The 16,250-nt window shown below is 74.1% G+C and carries 11 protein-coding genes; 5 read left to right on the top strand and 6 right to left on the bottom strand.

The features are described from left to right. Window positions 1-1,470 precede the first annotated feature (1,470 nt). Window positions 1,471-2,805, bottom strand: coding sequence for a PLP-dependent aminotransferase family protein (locus tag ACFVU7_RS20150; protein ID WP_388046277.1), 1,335 nt, complete (start codon window positions 2,803-2,805; stop codon window positions 1,471-1,473). A gap of 163 nt (window positions 2,806-2,968) precedes the next feature. On the opposite strand from ACFVU7_RS20150, the gene ACFVU7_RS20145 reads away from it, so the two are divergent. Next, window positions 2,969-3,769, top strand: coding sequence for a crotonase/enoyl-CoA hydratase family protein (locus ACFVU7_RS20145; RefSeq protein WP_388046276.1), 801 nt, complete (start codon window positions 2,969-2,971; stop codon window positions 3,767-3,769). Window positions 3,770-3,822: 53 nt separating this feature from the next. Beyond that, window positions 3,823-4,593, top strand: a complete 771-nt coding sequence (locus ACFVU7_RS20140; protein ID WP_388046274.1) for a GNAT family N-acetyltransferase — start codon at window positions 3,823-3,825, stop codon at window positions 4,591-4,593. A gap of 191 nt (window positions 4,594-4,784) precedes the next feature. Here ACFVU7_RS20140 and ACFVU7_RS20135 read toward each other — a convergent pair whose 3' ends face one another. Continuing rightward, on the bottom strand, window positions 4,785-5,705 hold the full coding sequence (locus tag ACFVU7_RS20135; protein ID WP_388046273.1) for a LysR family transcriptional regulator: 921 nt from the start codon (window positions 5,703-5,705) through the stop codon (window positions 4,785-4,787). Window positions 5,706-6,085: 380 nt separating this feature from the next. Then, window positions 6,086-6,577 carry an HPP family protein gene (locus ACFVU7_RS20130; protein ID WP_049651645.1) on the bottom strand — a complete coding sequence of 164 codons (492 nt, stop codon included), beginning with the start codon at window positions 6,575-6,577 and terminating at the stop codon, window positions 6,086-6,088. A gap of 196 nt (window positions 6,578-6,773) precedes the next feature. Here ACFVU7_RS20130 and ACFVU7_RS20125 point away from each other — a divergent pair, with 196 nt between their 5' ends. Continuing rightward, on the top strand, window positions 6,774-7,991 hold the full coding sequence (locus ACFVU7_RS20125; protein ID WP_388046271.1) for an amidohydrolase: 1,218 nt from the start codon (window positions 6,774-6,776) through the stop codon (window positions 7,989-7,991). A gap of 123 nt (window positions 7,992-8,114) precedes the next feature. Here the strand turns inward: ACFVU7_RS20125 and ACFVU7_RS20120 are convergent, their stop codons facing one another. From ACFVU7_RS20120 to ACFVU7_RS20110, 3 genes are all read right to left on the bottom strand, one after another. Beyond that, window positions 8,115-9,494, bottom strand: a complete 1,380-nt coding sequence (locus ACFVU7_RS20120; protein WP_388046269.1) for an erythromycin esterase family protein — start codon at window positions 9,492-9,494, stop codon at window positions 8,115-8,117. 217 nt (window positions 9,495-9,711) lie between these two features. Continuing rightward, the gene (locus ACFVU7_RS20115) at window positions 9,712-11,346 is read right to left on the bottom strand and encodes an amidohydrolase (RefSeq protein WP_388046267.1); all 1,635 of its coding nucleotides are present in this window, start codon (window positions 11,344-11,346) and stop codon (window positions 9,712-9,714) included. Window positions 11,347-11,439: 93 nt separating this feature from the next. Then, window positions 11,440-12,138: a TetR/AcrR family transcriptional regulator gene (locus tag ACFVU7_RS20110; RefSeq protein WP_388046265.1), complete on the bottom strand. Its 699-nt coding sequence runs from the start codon at window positions 12,136-12,138 to the stop codon at window positions 11,440-11,442. A gap of 72 nt (window positions 12,139-12,210) precedes the next feature. Between ACFVU7_RS20110 and ACFVU7_RS20105 the strand changes: the two genes are divergently transcribed. Continuing rightward, entirely contained in the window at window positions 12,211-13,656 is a 1,446-nt protein-coding gene (locus tag ACFVU7_RS20105) for a purine-cytosine permease family protein (protein WP_387829170.1), read from the top strand. A gap of 1,346 nt (window positions 13,657-15,002) precedes the next feature. Then, window positions 15,003-16,238 carry a glycosyltransferase gene (locus ACFVU7_RS20100; protein ID WP_388046263.1) on the top strand — a complete coding sequence of 412 codons (1,236 nt, stop codon included), beginning with the start codon at window positions 15,003-15,005 and terminating at the stop codon, window positions 16,236-16,238. Window positions 16,239-16,250: the final 12 nt, after the last annotated feature.

Raw genomic sequence — 16,250 nt, 5'->3', positions numbered from 1 at the left:
GCAAGGGGCGTGGTGCACCGCTCTGACGGCCGCTTCGTCGTGGTCTGCTGCTCCGGTGCTTGCCATGGTCGGACGACGGCCCGTTGCGGCGGAGTAGGAAGTCGGCCCCGCCGACTTCTGGTGTCGGTAGTCCGTGCATCCCGCTGCGCCTGGCTGTTGCTTGCCCGGCCCCGCGTTTGCGCCCGGCGTTGGCCTTCATGCTCGCTCCGGTGTCGGTGCTCGCCCCTGTCCCTGGGCCGCGGCCGGGGTGGGTGGTGGCATGGGAAGTCGGCCCGGCCGACTTCTGGTGCTGACGGTCCGCGCATCTTGCTCCGCTTCTGTCCTCACCTTCGGCCTTCGCGTTCGCTCCGTCCCCGGGGCGCGGCCGGGGGCGGTTGGCGGTGTGGAAAGTCGACCGGGCCGATTTCTGGCGGGTGGTCATTGGCGCATCACCGCCTTGGCCCGGTGCCGGCGTCGGAAGTCGCCCGGGCTGAGTGCCGGTGTGACCGGCGAGTGTGCGCCGGCCACCGAATGCCGTGCTTCCGGTTTGAGCAGCTGTGGCGGCATGGCCGGTGTTGGTGGAGCAGGAAGTCGGGCCCGTCGACTTCTGGTGCCGCTCTGGGCGCGTTCGGGTTTGTGGCGGACCGGTAGGTGGTGTGGGAAATCGGGCCCGTCGACTTTTGGCGCGGGCCCTGGGCGGGTTCAGGCCCAATGGCTTTTGGCGTGGGCGTGGGTGCCGCGTGGGCGTGGGGGGCGGTGGCGGGTCGTGGCGTGGGAAGTCGGCTTGGTCGACTTCTGGTGCTGACAGTCCGCGCAGCTTGCTGCGCCTGGGCGGAGTTTGCCCCGCCTCTGCCCTCACCCTCGGCCTTCGCCTTCGCCCCGTCCCTGGATTGCGGCCGAGGGTGGGTGGCGGTGTGGAAAGTCGGCCCGGCCGACTTCTGGCGTCGGCAAGGGGTGTGGTGCAGCGTTCCGGCGGCTGCTTTGTCGTGGCTTGCTCTTCTGGCGCTCGCCCTGGGCAGGCGACGGCCCGTTGTGGCGGAGTAGGAAGTCGACCAGGCCGACTTCTGACGGGTGGCCGTTGGGGCGTTAGCGCCTCGGCCCAGTGCAGGTGCAGGTGCTGGCGTCGGAAGTCGACGGGGCTGAGTGCCGGTGTGGCCGGTGAGTGTGTCCCCTGCCAGCGAATGCCGTGTTTCTCCGGTCTGTGTAGCTGTGGCAGCAGCCCTCGGAGACGCCACGGCTGGCTGGTGGTGGCGGAGTGAGAAATCGGACCCGTCGACGTACGCGCGGGCGTGGGGGAGCAAGTGGGGCTTGTCAGGTGGCGGTGGGGCGGGTCCTTGTGGGCGGGGTGGCGTGGGAAGTCGGCATGGCCGACTTCTGGTGTGGTTGTGGTGAGAGCGGGTCGGGTGGGGCCTGATGTGCTGTCGGCGCTCGGTACGGCCGGGTTGTGGTGGCGGAGTGGGAAGTCGGGGCTGTCGGCTTTTGGTGTGGGGGTCAGGGGGCGATGGCTTCGAGGGTGGTGCGGAGGTGGGTGAGGACGGTGGGGAGGGTGGGGAGCGGGGGTGTGGCGAGGGCGAGGCGGAGGGCGTTGGGGTGGTGGGGGGTGGTGGCGAAGGCGTCGGCGGTGGAGATCAGGATGCCTTCGGCGGCCAGGGCGGCGGCTGCGTGGTCGGGGCGCTGGTGGGGTTCGAGGGTGAGCCAGAGGATGTAGGAGGTGGGGTGGGCGGTGGTGGTCAGGCCGGTCAGGGCGGTGCGGGCGATGGACTGGCGGGCGGCGGCGTCGGTGCGGCGTTCCTGTTCCAGCCGGGCGACCGTGCCGTCGGTGAGCCAGCCGGTGGCGAGGGCGGTGATCAGGCCGGGGGCGCCCCAGGCCGCCGCGCGCAGGCTGGTGGTGGCGGCCCGGAGCAGGTGGTCGGGCAGGACGGCGAAGCCGAACCGCAGGCCCGGTGCCACGCTCTTGGAGAGGCCGGCCAGGTAGCAGGTGCGCTCGGGGGCGAGGGCGTGCAGGGGTGGGGGCGGGGCGGCCTCCAGGAAGGCGTAGGTGCCGTCCTCGATGAGGGTGAGGCCGTGGTCGGCGGCGAGCCGGACGAGGCGTTCGCGCTGTGCCGGGGCGAGCACCCAGCCGAGCGGGTTGTGGACGGTCGGCTGGGTGTACACCGCCCGTACCGGCCGGGTGTGGCAGAGCCGGTCGAGTGCGTCGAGGTCCGGGCCGTCGGCGGTGACCGGGACGGGCGCCAGGTCCAGTCCGTGGGCGGCGGCGAGCAGTTTGATGCCCGGGTAGCCGAGCGCGTCCACGGCGAGGACGTCCCCGGGGCGGGTGAGCGTGCGCAGGACGCAGTCCAGGGCCTGTTGCGCCCCGCTGGTGAGCAGGACGTTCTCGGGTGCGGTGTCGATCCCGCGGTCCAGCAGGTGGGTGGCCACCGCGGCCCGGTCGTGCCGGTGGCCGCCCGGCGGGTGCTGGCGCAGCAGGGCCTCGGCGTCGCCCGAGGAGGCGAGCGCGCGCAGGGCCTGCCGCAGCTGGTCGCCCTGCCCGGGGGAGAGCGGCTGGTTGAAGGAGAGGTCGGCCACCCGGGGCACGGGGAGCGCGCGGGAGGGTTCGAGGCCGTCGTAGCCGGAGCGCAGCCGGACGAAGGTGCCGCGGCCCTGTTCGCCCACCACCAGCCCGGCGGCGGCGAGTTCGGCGTACACCCGGGTGGCGGTGGCGAGGGCGATCCGCCGCTCGCGGGCGAGGGTGCGGTGGGTCGGCAGCCGGGTGCCGGCCGGGAGCGCGCCGGAGCGGATGGCGGTCGCGTACTCGTCGACGATGGCCTTGTAGGAGGGCGGTCGCACGGGTCACCTGCCCTTCCGGGGAGTGGACGGTCCGGGCACGGGCGTGCACAGGCGTGGACGGGTGCGTACCGGAGTGTATCCAGGACAATAAGTGGATTGTCCTGGGCCGGTGTTCCTAGCCTCGTCACATCCAGCAGCGAGGCCAGGAACGGAGCACGAGCCCATGACCATCCGCAGCGAGCGGGACCGGCACGTCGTCACCCTCACCATCGACCGGGAGAAGAAGCTCAACGCCCTCGACTACCCGACGATCGACGCGCTGCTCGCCGAGCTCGACCGGATCGACGCCGACGACACCGTCCGCGCCGTGATCCTCACCGGCGCCGGCGGGCGGGCGTTCAGCGCGGGTGCCGACATCCCGTCGCTGGCGGCCAGCATCGCGGGCGGGCCCGAGCGGGCGCTGCGCGAGTTCGTCCGGCGCGGGCACACCCTCACCCGGCGGATCGAGGAGTTCCCCAAGCCGGTCATCGTGGCCGTCAACGGCCTTGCCTTCGGCGGTGGTTGCGAGATCACCGAGGCCGCCCCGCTGGCCGTCGCGGCCGAGCACGCGACCTTCGCCAAGCCCGAGATCTCGCTCGGCTTCCCGCCGCCCTTCGGCGGCTCGCAGCGGCTGCCCCGGCACGTGGGCCGCAAGCGCGGCCTGGAGATGATCCTCACCGGTGACCCTGTCCCGGCCGCCCGCGCCGCCGAGATCGGCCTGGTCAACTCGGTCGTCCCGGCGGACGAACTGCTGGACACCGCACGGGATCTGGCCGAGCGGATCATCCGGCACGCGCCGACCGCCGTGGCCGCCTGCCTGCGAGCCGTGACCCGGGGCATCAACCTGCCGATCGACGAGGGGCTCGCGGTGGAGGCGACGGCCTTCGCGGCGACCGTGCCGACGGACGGTGTACGGGACGGGATCCGGCGCTTCCTGGACCGCTCGTCCTCCAGTGGCAGCTCGTCCTCCGGTGCGGAATCCTGAGGCGGTGCCGGAAAGTTGTTGTCGGCGGGCGACCGGGGGCTGATCATGGCGGGATGTCGGATCTACTCGCCCGTGTGACCGCCTTCCGCGCCGCCTTCGCCCGCCGCCAGGCGGCGGAGACCGTCGAACTTCCGGAGTTCCCCGAGGTGTTCGCCGTCCGGGACGCGGCGTTCGGCCAATCGGAGGAGCACAACCAGCTGATCGTCGAGGGCCCGGGCACCGACCCGGCGGTGCTGCCCGAGTTGGCCGCCCGGTGGTTGGGGCGCCGCCACCGGTACCGCGTCACGGTGCTGGACCCGGAGTCGGGTGAGCGGGCCGCCCCGGTGCTGGCGGCGGCGGGGTGGGAGCGGGAGGGCGTGGTGGTCCTGGCCCGGTCGACGCTCGGCTGCCGGCGGCCCGAACCAGCCGCGCTCCCCGTCGAGTTGGCCGAGGTACGGGAGGCGGTGCTGCGCCAGCAGCGGGAGTGGATCGAGGACGAGGAGCTCGCCCGGCAGCTCACCGACCGCCGTTCCGCCCGGCTGCGTGGTGCCGAGCGGGTGCACTTCCTGGCCGCTCGGACGCCGGCCGGCGAGGTCGCGGCCTGGAGCGACCTCTATCTCGAACCAGCCGTCGGGCTCGGCCAGTTGGAGGATCTGGTGACCGGTTCGCGGCACCGCGGTGCGGGGCACGGCGACACCCTGCTGGCGACCGGCCTGGCACTGGCGGCCGAGGCCGGTGTCCCGCAGCTGTTCCTGCTCGCGGACGCGGTGGACTGGCCGCGTGAGTGGTACGGCCGCCGGGGTTTCGAGGAGATCGGGCGCGGTCACGCCTTCTACGGCCGGTGACGGTCGGGGTGCGGGGCGGTGGCACGGTCTGCTCCACCGGCCGGAGCTGCCAAGGCAGTTGCGCTGCGAGATGGCGCTCGCCGTGAGCAGAGGGGACCGCGTGCGCGGCCTGCTGGACGTTCCGCCGGAGGACTTCGCCCCGCTGCGGACGGCGAGCTCCGGGTAACGGGCGGGGGCGGGGCATGGCGGGGTCAGGCCGTCTCCGGATCGACGGCCGGCGGGGCTTCGCGGCCGCAGTGGGCGGCGACGGTGTCGGCGAAGGCGCGGGCGAGCGGGCCGAGGTTCTCCCAGTCCCGGACGGCCCACCCGGCGGTGAGGGCGGGCAGGTCGGGCAGCGGGAGCAGCCGCAGGCCGGGGTGGCCGGGGCCCTGCCACTGCGGGAGGGCCGGGACGACGGCGTGGCCGAGGCCGAGTTCGGCGAGCAGGATCGCGGTGTCCCAGTCCGCGACGCTGGTGTCGAAGACCGGCCGGATGCCCGACTTCCCCAGCCAGGACTCGACCTGGGAGCGGGAGACGGAGTTCTGCGGGAGTCCGATCAGCCGGGCGTCCTGGAGGTCGGCGGGGGAGATCCTGGCCCGGGCGGCGAGCGGGTCGCCCGCCGTGACGGCGAGCACCCAGGGCAGGTCGACCACCGGTTGCTGGTCGATGCCCCGGGCCGGGGCGCCGAGGGTGATCCAGGCGAGGTCGACCCGGCCGGCGTTGAGCGACTCCAGGCAGCTGCGGCTGGAGACCTCGGTCTGGAACTCCAGGCTGACCCGGGGGAAGCGCCGCCGGAAGTCCACCACGGCCGCGGACATGAAGTGCCGGATGCTGGTGGCCCCGGTGGTGATCCGGACGGATCCGCCCTCGCCGCGCGAGAGTTCGGCGATCCGGTGCAGCGCGTGGTCGATGCCGCCGAGGCCGGTGGCCACCGCCGTGCGCAGCAGGCTGCCCGCCGCGGTGGGGACGACCCCGCGCGGGTGGCGCTCGATCAGGGCGAGGCCGACCTCCCGTTCGAGCCGCTTCACGTGCTGGCTGACGGCGGACTGGGTGCAGTTCAGCTCGCGGGCGACGGCGCTGAGCGAGCCGGCCCGGCAGACCGCGGCGAAGACGCGGAGGTCGTCAATGGTCACGGAGACCCAAGGTATCGCTTGGAGGGGTCCCAGCAAATCGGCGGATTGACTTGGGTGTTGCGGGGGATCGATCATCGGACCAGGGCCCAGGGCGGCAACCCGCCCGCTGACCCGCCGGCGTTCCGGACGCTGTGGCGGGAGCGGCGGGCGGGTGTCGACCCGCATCTGTTCAAGAGCATTTCTCTACAAGAGCGGTGATGTACGACGGAGGGGCGGCGCGCCGATGCTCGGGGTGCGTCGTGCCGGGAGCGCTCGCCGCGGCGGGGGTGGAGAGGGTGTCCGTGCCGGGTGGAACGGATGACGGCCGGGTCATCCGATCGGATGACCCGGCCGTCGGCGTTCGGCGGGAGAGTGGAGAGCCGGTCAGTACGGCGCGGCCGTCACCAGGACACCGGGTAGCGGACCGGGTGCCCGCCGATCCGGCCGGGCAGCAGGCCGATCACGACCAGCAGCCCGGTGGCCAGGACGAGCAGCGGGAGGAAGGGCACGGGGTGCGGCGCCTGCAGGACCACGATCACGGCGGTGGCCGCGGCCGGGGAGTGCGAGAGGTGGGTGAGCATCATCGCGCCGAGCGAGAGCCCGGCGGCGACGGCCGCGCCCCAGGTGGTGCTGCCGGTGACGGCGAGGACGGCGAAGCCGATCAGGGCCGACATCAGGTGCCCGCCGACCAGGTTGCGCGGCTGCGAGATCGGCAGCCCGGGCGCGCCGTGCACCAGGGCGGCGCTGGCGGCCAGGGGCGGGATCAGCAGGGGCTGGTCGAGCAGTACTCCCACCCCGACCAGCAGGAGCAGGGCGCCGATGGCGAAGACGGTGGCCCGCAGGGCGTGCAGCGGGTGCCGTCCGGGCGTGGCGGCGGGCGGTGGTGTGGACATGCGTGAGCTACTCCGGACGAGGGACGGGGACCCGGAGATGATAAACAGACTGTTGAATGAAAGGTAGGACGTTTTGCCTGTCGGGCACATTCCGTCCAGGGGGCAGGACCACCCGGGGATCCAGAGCGAGCCGGGGAACCAGAGCGAGCCGCGGAACCAGAGCGAGCCGCGGAACCAGAGCGAGAGAGAGCAGCCCATGACCACGCCTTCCGTCACCGTCTTCCGGGACGTCCGCCCGTACGGTGCCGACCGGGCCGTCGACCTGATCGTCGTGGACGGCCTGCTGGCCGAGCGGGTGCCGGCCGGGGCGGTGCCGGAGGTGGTCGAGGGCGGCGGCCGGATCGCGCTGCCCACCCTGGTGGACGCGCACATCCACCCGGACAAGACCGCCTGGGGTGAGCCCTGGTACAGCCGGCGCCCGGCCGGCTCGCTGCCCGAGTACGTCCAGGGCGACGTCGACCTCCACCGGCACCAGCGCACCCCGCTCGCCGAGCGGGCCCACCGGCTGCTGAGCCACGCCGTGACGCGCGGCACCCGCGCCGTGCGGGCCCACGTGGACGTGGCGCCCGCGTACGGGCTGGCCGGGGTGACCGGGCTCGCCGAGGCGCGCGAGCGGCTGGCCGGCGCGCTGGACGTCCAGCTGGTGGCCTTCCCACAGCACGGGGTCCGGCGGACGCCCGGCGCGGGCGCGCTGCTCGCGGAGGCGGCGGCCAGCGGGCTGGTCGACGCCATCGGCGGCATCGACCCGGCCGGCTTCGACGCCGTCCCGGCCGAGGGCCCGGACGGCGAGGGGCCCGCCCAGCTGGAGCTGCTGTTCGGCCTGGCCGAACAGCACGGACTGCGCCTCGACATCCACCTGCACGACCGGGGCGAGCGCGGCCTCGGCCCGCTGCGCGAGATCGCCGCGCGGACCAGGGCGGCCGGACTGGCCGGGCGGGTGGTCGTCAGCCACGCCTTCTGCGTCCCGGAGCTGGCGGGCGCCCCGCTCGCCGACCTCGCCGCCGAACTGGCCGAGTCCGGCGTCGGCCTCACCACCGTGGCGCCCTCGGCCCACCAGGTGCTGCCGTTCCGCGAGCTGCGGGCGCACGGGGTGCGGGTCGGGCTCGGCTCGGACGGCGTGCGCGACTCGTGGAGCCCGTACGGCAACGCCGACCCGCTGCACCGCGCCCACCTGCTCGGCTGGACCACCGACGCCCGCACCGACGAGCAGCTGGCCGACTGCTTCGCCCTGGCGGCCGACGGCGGCGCCGAACTGCTGGACCTGCCGGCCGTGACCCTGGAGCCGGGCTCGCCCGCCGACTTCATGCTGGTGACGGGCGAGTGCCTGCCGCAGGTGGTGATCGACCTGCCGGCGCGTGAGCTGGTGGTCCGCGCGGGCCGGGTGGTGGCGCGGGACGGGCGGTTCACGGGCTGACGGGCGTCCGGCGGCCGGCGAGGCCTCCCCGTCGGCGGCGCGGTCGGCGGGCGCCTCCCCGTCGACCGTGCGGCCGCGCGTTGTGCGGCCCGTGCCGACGGAGAGGCGCTCCGGCGACGATGCTCAGAGGGTGCGGGCCGCGCTGGTCTCGTGGAGGTGGACCAGCGCGTCGTAGGCCGTGCCGATCGCGAGGCGCGGCAGCGGGTCGCTGCGGAACTCCGTCCCGGCGTCGTAGGTCGGGCGGGCGGTGTTCAGCCAGGACCGGGTGGCCGGCGGGGCGGAGCGCAGGTCGACGTAGTAGTCGCGGTAGCGGACCCGGTCGAGGGGGTACTCGTTCATGTCCGCGGTGGCTGGCGGAACGGTGACCGGCTTCCAGGCGGCGGCGAACGGGTCGTCCTTGGTGAGGAAGGAGCCGCGGTCGAAGGTGAAGCCGACGGCGAGGTAGTCCGCGCCGAGGGCGTCGCGCAGGTACGAGCCCTGGGTCTTGGGGTAGAGCTCGGGGTCGCTGCTCTGGTACCCGACGTGGCCGTTGTGCGCGGACAGCAGCACCTTCCCGCCGGTGCGGCGCTGCCACCAGAGGGTGTTGTCGGTCATGGCGCGGTCGCGGAGGTTCTGCATCGCGGCCACCTCGCTGTTGTCCTCGAGGTTCATGGCGGTGAAGGTGAAGGTCTGGGCGATGCTCCGGGCGTTCTGCACCGCCCAGTCGTACGCCTCGCCGCCCTCGCCCCTGGCCGCGGTGACCAGCTCCAGGGTCTGCTGCGCCACGGCGGCGTTCTGCCGCCGCTCGGCGAGCGGGCGCGTGGTGATGTAGCCGATGGCGTCGTCGAACGGGCGCAGCCCGGCGTACAGCTGCTCCAGGCGCGGCAGCGACGCGGGGGCGGCCTCGCGGACGTAGGAGGTCACCCGGTCGAAGAGCTGGTCGCCGATGGCGGGGAAGTCCAGGTCGTCGCCGACGAAGTGGACCGGGTGCTGCGGGTGTTCGCGGTTGTGGTCGCGCATCCAGTCGATCAGGTCGGCGAACTCCTGGCGCTCCCAAGGGGACTTGCCCATCGTCTCCTTGACCAGCTGCCGGGCGTCGCCGCCGGTGCGGCCCTGCACGTAGTCGTCGATCCGCAGACCGGAGGACCAACTCGTCTCCAGGGCGAAGGCGGTGAAGCCCTTCTCCTCGACCAGGTAGCGCAGGACCCGCTGCTTCATGGTGAAGAACTCGTGGGCGCCGTGCGTGGCCTCGCCGAGCCCCACCACCTTGGCTTCGCCGATCATCGCGCCCAGCGGACGCAGGTCGGTGGTCCGGCCCCCGGGCTCGGTGGACCGCAACGGGTGGGCGAGACCGTTCAGTTCGCGGACCACGGTGGATATCTGACTGTTCGTCATCTTGTCGGTGCCGGGCTGGTCCGCGTGTGCCGCCGGGGCGAGCAGGGCGGTGGTCGCGACGGCCGCCGTGGCGGCCAGCAGGGCGCGTCGACCGATGGGCTTGCCGTGCTTCTCGCTGCGTACGGTCACTTCGGGGGCTCCTCAAATTCGTCGAACCGTCAACCCGTCGGAACGGCCACGGTGGTTCGAGTGGTTCGCCGGCGAACGTGCCGGTCAATGAATAGTCGATCACCGGGGGGCTTCGGCGCGCTGAGGAGTGCCGCCGGATCGTCCAGGGGGATAACCCCCGGGCGGCCCCGGCACACCCGTGCGCGGGGGTGTGCCGGGGCCGGTACCGGGTGAGGGTTCAGAGCGTGGCGGAGCGGTGGGTCGGTCGGCCGTCCAGGACGGTCAACAGGACGGGGAGGTCCGCCAGTTCGGTGGCCGGGGTGGTGAGCGGGTCGGCGGCGAACACGGTGAGGTCCGCGCGGTGGCCGACGGTGATCCGGCCCGCCAGCTGCTCCTCGCCGGCCGCGTGGGCGGCGTTGGCGGTCATCGCCAGCAGGGCCTCCAGGGCGGTGAGCGCCTGGCCGGGGTTGTGCGGGGCCTGGCTCAGGTCGCGGGTGGGGCGGCGGTGGCGGGCGCCCGCCATGACGCCCAGCGGCGGGTAGGGGGCGATCGGCCAGTCCGAACCGAGGACGACCGTGGCGCCCGCGTCCCAGAGGTCCCGGCAGCGCCACGCGCGGTCGGCCCGCTCCTCGCCGAGGCGGCGGGACCAGTTGTCGGTGTGGTCGGCCCGGGTGAAGTCGCAGCAGTGGGTGGGCTGCATGGAGGCGACCACGCCCAGCTCGGCGAAGCGCCGGACCACCGCGTCCGGAACGGTCTCGATGTGCTCGATCCGGTGGCGGACGGGGGACGCCCCGTGCGTCGTCCCCCCGTCCGCCGCCGCCCCGATCGAGTCCAGGGCGTGCCGTACGGCGGCGTCGCCGATCGCGTGGGTGGCGGTCGGCACCCCGGCCTGGTGCAGCTCCCGGATGACGCGGGTGTAGTGCGCCGGATCCGGCCAGAAGGCGTGGGTGGACTCGCCGTGGCAGTCCTGGCGCTCCAGCCAGGCCGTGCCGTTGTCGATCGTGCCGTCCATGAACAGCTTCACGCCGTCCACCCGCCAGAGCCGACCGCCCCGGCCCTGCTGCCCGATCAGCGCCCGCAGCCCGTCCGCGTCCACACCGGGCTGGCACCAGGGGGCCACGCGCAGCCGCAGCGGCAACTCGCCGGCCTCGTCCAGCTCGCTGTAGAGGTCGAGGCTGTCGCCGTTGGCGTCCATCGCGTGGCCGCCGGTGAGGCCGGCGGCGGCCATGGCGCTCAGCGCGGCGGCCAGGCGGTCGCGGCGCTCGGCGCGGGTGGGCTGCGGGGCGGCGCGCTCGACCAGCTCGCAGGCGGCGTCCTCCAGCAGCAGGCCGGTGGGGCGGCCCTCGGCGTCGCAGACCACCTCGGCGGCCTGGTCGAAGCGGCGCGGGCCGTCCACGCCGGCCAGCTCCAGGGCGCACGGGCTGGCGAGCATGGAGTGGGCGTCGAAGAGCTGGAGCAGCGCCGGAACGCCGTCCAGGACGGGCTCGAGGGCGGCGGACGCCACCGGGCGGTCGCCGAAGACGTTCGGGTCCAGGCCCCAGGCGTGCAGCCAGGCGCCGGGGGCGAGGCGTCCGGCCTCGGTGGCGAGGGCGGCGCGGACGCCGGCCAGGTCGGTGCAGCCGGAGAGGTCCAGGCCCTGGGTGAGCTCGGCGCCGGTGACCGGGTGCAGGTGGCCGTCCACCAGGCCGGGGGTGACCACGGCGCCCTTGAGGTCGATCACCGTGGTCGCGGGGTCGGCGAGTTCGCGGACGGTGCGGTCGTCGCCGAGGGCGGCGATCCGGCCGTCCACGACGGCGAGGGCGGTCTGCGGGAGGAAGCCGCCGGAGGCGGGGTCGAGCAGACGGGCGGAGAGGAGGACCAGGGAGGTGCGCACTTCGACTCCAGTGGTGCTTCGGGGTGGGGGCGTGGTGTCTGCAGGGATTGAGGGGATTGAGGGAGCTAAGGGGGTCGGGGGCTGGGGCGGTGGTCAGGGCTGCTCGGGGGCGGGGGTCTCGGGTGCGTCCGCCGGGTCCGTCGGGTCCGTGGGGTCGGCGAGGCTCGGGGAGGTCAGCGCGCCGTCGGTCAGGCCCAGTTCGCGTTCGGCGGTGGCGGCGGCGAGCCGGGTGGCGGCGTACGGGTCCTTGCGCAGGCCGGTGTTGGCGTGGACGGCCAGGCCGTCGATCACGACGAGGATGTGGACGGCCGTCAACACCGGGTCCGCGGTGCGGAATTCGCCCTGCTCGACCCCGGCGGCGATGACGTCGCCGAGCCGGCCGCGCCAGTCCGCCTCCTGGTCGAGCACGCGGTCGCGCAGGACGGGGCGGTAGCGGCTGAGGTGGCGGGCGTTGAGCCAGAGCCGGCTCACGTCGTCGTAGGACGGGCCGGTGGTGCGGGCGAAGAAGCGGGCCAGGTGCCGCAACGGGGACCCGTCCCGCGGGTCGGCGGGCAGTAGCGCCTCCAGTTCGGCGGTGGCGGCGCTGCCGAAGGCCTCGGCGACGAGGTCCTCCACGGCGGGGAAGTAGTGGCTGATCAGGCCGGGGCGGACATCCAGTTGGTCGGCGATCCGGCGCAGGGTGATGCACTCCAGGCCCTCGGTGAGGGCGACCTCGGCCGCGGCGCCGACGATCTCCGCCCGGCGGTCCTCGGGGGACTTGCGAACCCTTTTGCGCTGAACGCTTGACGTCATGGGGCGGATGCTATTGAGTGTGCGACCAATAAGCAAGCAGGTGGGCACGACACCCCCACGGAGGGCCCCCGCATGACGTCCACGCTCCCGGACCACCCCCACACCTCGCCGGACCACCCGGACCACCCGGCGCACCCCGCCGCCCCGCCCCAGCGGGAACCGGGCGGCCGGGTCGAGGTCCACGGCATCGACCACATCCCCGAGACCGAGCGACGCGGTCGCGCCCGCGAACTCTTCCCCGTCTGGGCGGCCGCCAGCGTCAACTACCTCAACCTGGTGGTCGGCGGCGCCCTGGTCCTGAGCGGCCTCGGCCTCTGGCAGGCCTTCGCCGTGGTCGTCCTCGGCAACCTGTTCTGGCTGGGCACCGGCCTGCTCGCGGTCTCCGGACCGGCCGCCGGCGCGCCCAGCGAGGTGATCACCCGCGCCATGTACGGCATCCGGGGCAACCGGGTGAACAACGCGGTCACCGGCTGGATGATCTCCGTCTGCTACTTCGCGCTGAACCTCGCCGCGGCCGCCGTCGCCGCCTTCTCGCTCGCCGAGGAGGCGGGGATCACCCCGACCACCCCGATCAAGATCGCCATCGTGATCGTGATCGTCGTACTCACCCTCACCATCAGCGTCTACGGGCACGCCCTGATCGTCCGGCTCTACCTGCCGATCACCCTCGCCCTCACCGCCGCCTTCGCCGTGGTCGGCTACGCGATCGTCACCCACGCCGACCCCGGCTGGACCCAGCCCGAACCCCTCACCGGCGGCCGACTCTGGGCGGCCGTCCTGGCCGGCGTCACCCTGATCGCCTCCGGCCCGCTCTCCTACACCACCAGCGCGGACTTCTCCCGCTACCTGCCCGCGACCACCGCCCCGCGCGCCGTCCTCGGCTGGACCGCCCTTGGCGGCTTCCTGCCCAGCGTGGTGGTCGGCGGCCTCGGCGTGCTCGGCGCCACCGCCGTCGACATGACCGACCCGCAGGCCGCCCTCCGGCAGATCCTGCCCGGCTGGTTCAACCCGGTCTTCCTGCTCTCCCTGGTGGTCGGCACCATCGCGGTCAACGCCCTCACCGCCTACAGCGCGGGCCTCGCGCTCCAGGCCGTCGGCATCCGCATCCGCCGCACCCGCAGCGTGCTGCTCGACGGCGCGGTCGCCGTCTCGCTCACGCTGTACGCCCTCCTGGTCTCCAACTTCCTCGACACCGTCAGCAACGTGCTCCAGCTGACCGTCGTCCTCCTCGGCCCCAGCACCGCCGTCTACGCCACCGACATACTGCTCCGCCGCAACCGCTACGACGGCCGCGCCCTCGGCGACGAACGCCCCGGCAGCCCCTTCTGGTACCGCGCCGGCGTCAACCCGGCCGGCGCCATCGCCCTCACAGGCGGCGTCACAGCCGCAGCCCTCGGCGTGGACACCCTCTACACCGGCCCACTGGCCGCCCTGGCCGGGGCGGACGTCGCGCTGCCGGCGGGCATGGTGGTGGCGGCGGTCCTGTACGCCGTGCTGATGCCTCGCCGGCGGGGGTGACGCCGGTCCGGCCGCGTGCGCGCCGCAGGGCGGGTGGGAGTGCTTCCACCGCCCGGGCGGCCGGGCTGGCCGGGCGGGCCGGGTTGGTGGGTGACCTGCCCGTGTCGGCTGGCCCTGGGCCGGACAGTCGGTTCGGCGCTGTCGCTCGCGGCGAGTGAGGTTCGCGCTGGGGCGTAGGCGGTTCTGTGGCTGGGCCAGGCGGTGTGGACCTCGCGTTGTCGGCGGGCATGGTGACGGCGGTGGTTCTGTGCGCCGTGCTGATGCGTCGTCGGCGGGGGTGAACGCCGGGTGGGGGCTTCTGGGCCGTGGGACGGCTGCCCTGCCGCAGGGCGGGTTGGGTGGTACTTCCGCCGCCTCGGGGCCTGGTCTGCCCTGTGGCGTCCGGCTCTGGGCCAGGCGTCTGGGTGCTGTTGCTCGCGGCGAGTGAGGTTCGCGCCGGGGCGTGGACGGTGCTGTGGCCGGGTTGGCAGGGGCGGGCCTCGCGCTGCCGGTGGGCATGGTGGCGACGGCGGTTCTGTACGCCTGGCCACTGCTTCGCGCGACGGCCGACCGGTCAGGGTGGGCAAGCGGACAAGGGGATCCGGCGTCTTGGGGGCGGGGCCCTGGGGAGCCACCCGGAACGTGGGGCGGCCTGGAACGGGCGTGTGGTGGCGGGCTGTCCCGGTCAGAAGGTCCGGCGTGGGTACCTCGGGACAGGTGCACGGTCCGCGGCCCGGTGTGGATGGCCCGGGCGTGTGAGGTCTGGGGAAGCGGCCGATGGCGGGTGGCCGGGGTGGGTTCCAGCGTCTCGGGGCGGGGCCTTGGCGCAGGCAGCCGGAATGGGGAGCCGGTCGGAACGCGGGGCAGCCTGGAATAGACGTGTTGGGGTGGGCTGGCCTGGGCGGGAGGTCTGGTGTGGGCGGCTCAGGGCAGGTGGTTCGAGGTGGGGCCCGATGTAGAAGAGCCGGGTGTAGGCGGCCGGGGTGGGCGGTCCGGGGAGGCGGCCGATGGTGGGCGGCTGGGTGGGGACGGCCTGGGTGTGTGTGGCTGGGGTGGGTGTTCCGGAGTTGACACCACGGGGGGGTATGCGGCCACGCGGTAGGGGGCGGTGGCTCGCAGCGGGCTGCTCGGTGGTGGTGGTTCGGAGTGAGCGGCGCGTGGTAGGCGGCGGGTTTCGGGTGGGGATTGCTCCGGTGTGGCCGGTTCGGGGGAGTGGGTGGGACCGGGCGGCCAAAGAAAAAGGCGAGGAGAGTGAATCCCCTTGCCACTTTCAAGCTATACCGTGCCCCGGGGCTTGCGGCAAGGCCCCCGGCATGGCGCAGAATCCCGGCCGTAAGGCCATGACCTGCGGAAACGGGAGTCGTGAAATGCGTGTGTTGATGACGACCTGGGGGTCGCGCGGGGATGTCGAGCCGCTGGCGGGGCTGGCGGTGGCGCTGCGGGGGTTCGGTGCGGAGGTGCGGGTGTGCGCGCCGCCGGACGAGGAGTTCGCGGCAGTGCTGGGGCGGGCGGGGGTGCCGCTGGTGCCGCTCGGTCCGTCGGTGCGGTCGGTGGTGGCCGGCCCGAAGCCGCCGACGGCGGAGGACGCGTTCCGGCTCGCCCGTGAGCTGGTCGCCGTGCGGTTCGAGACGCTGACCGCCGCGGCCGAGGGCTGTGACGTGGTGCTGGCGACCGGCCTGATGCCGGCCGGTGCGCGGGACGTCGCCGAGAAGCTCGGCCTGCCCTACGTGTTGGCCTGCTTCCACATCCTCGGACTGCCCTCGCGGCACTCCCGGCCCGGCCGGCGGCCGGGCACGCCGTCCCCGGACGACGAGACCGACTACCGGAAGCTCTGGGAGCAGGACGCCCAGCGGGTGAACGCGCTGTACGGGGACGCGCTCAACAGCCACCGGGCGGCGATCGGCCTGCCGCCGGTGGAGAACGTCCGCGACCACGTCCTCACCGGACGGCCGTGGCTGGCGGCGGACCCGACGCTGTGCCCGTCGGAGGGCAGGACGGAACTCGACGTGGTGCAGACCGGCGCGTGGATCCTGCCCGACGACCGGCCGCTCCCGGCCGACCTGGAGGCGTTCCTGGCCGCCGGTGAACCGCCCGTGTACGTCGGCTTCGGCAGCATGGCCGCGCACGCCCCGGAGGACATCGCGCGGGTGGCCGTCGAAGCGGGCCGCGCGCACGGACGCCGGGTGCTCCTGGCCCACGGCTGGGCCGGGCTCGCCGCGGTCGACGAGCACGAGGACTGCCACGTCGTCGGCGAGGTGAACCAGCAGGCCCTGTTCCGCCGGGTGGCCGCCGTCGTCCACCACGGTGGTGCGGGCACCACGACGACCGCGGCCATGGCGGGCGCGCCCCAGGTGGTCGTGCCCCGGATCGCCGACCAGCCGTACTGGGCCGGCCGGGTGGCCGAGTTGGGCATCGGCGCGGCCCATCTCGACCGCACGCCGACCGTCGACTCGCTCTCCGCCGCGCTCGCCACGGCCCTGGCGCCCGAGACCCGGGTACGGGCGGAGGCCGTGGCCGGCGGTATCCGCACCGACGGGGCGACGGTGGCCGCGAAGCTGCTGTTCGAGGCGGTGGGCAAGAAGGTACCGGCCGCGTCCCGGTGAGTGGCGGGGGCG

Source organism: Kitasatospora sp. NPDC058046, from assembly GCF_042885595.1.
Classification (GTDB): Bacteria; Actinomycetota; Actinomycetes; order Streptomycetales; family Streptomycetaceae; genus Kitasatospora.
Note: the sequence above shows the minus strand (reverse complement) of the source record. Positions and strands in the feature narration are given on the sequence as shown.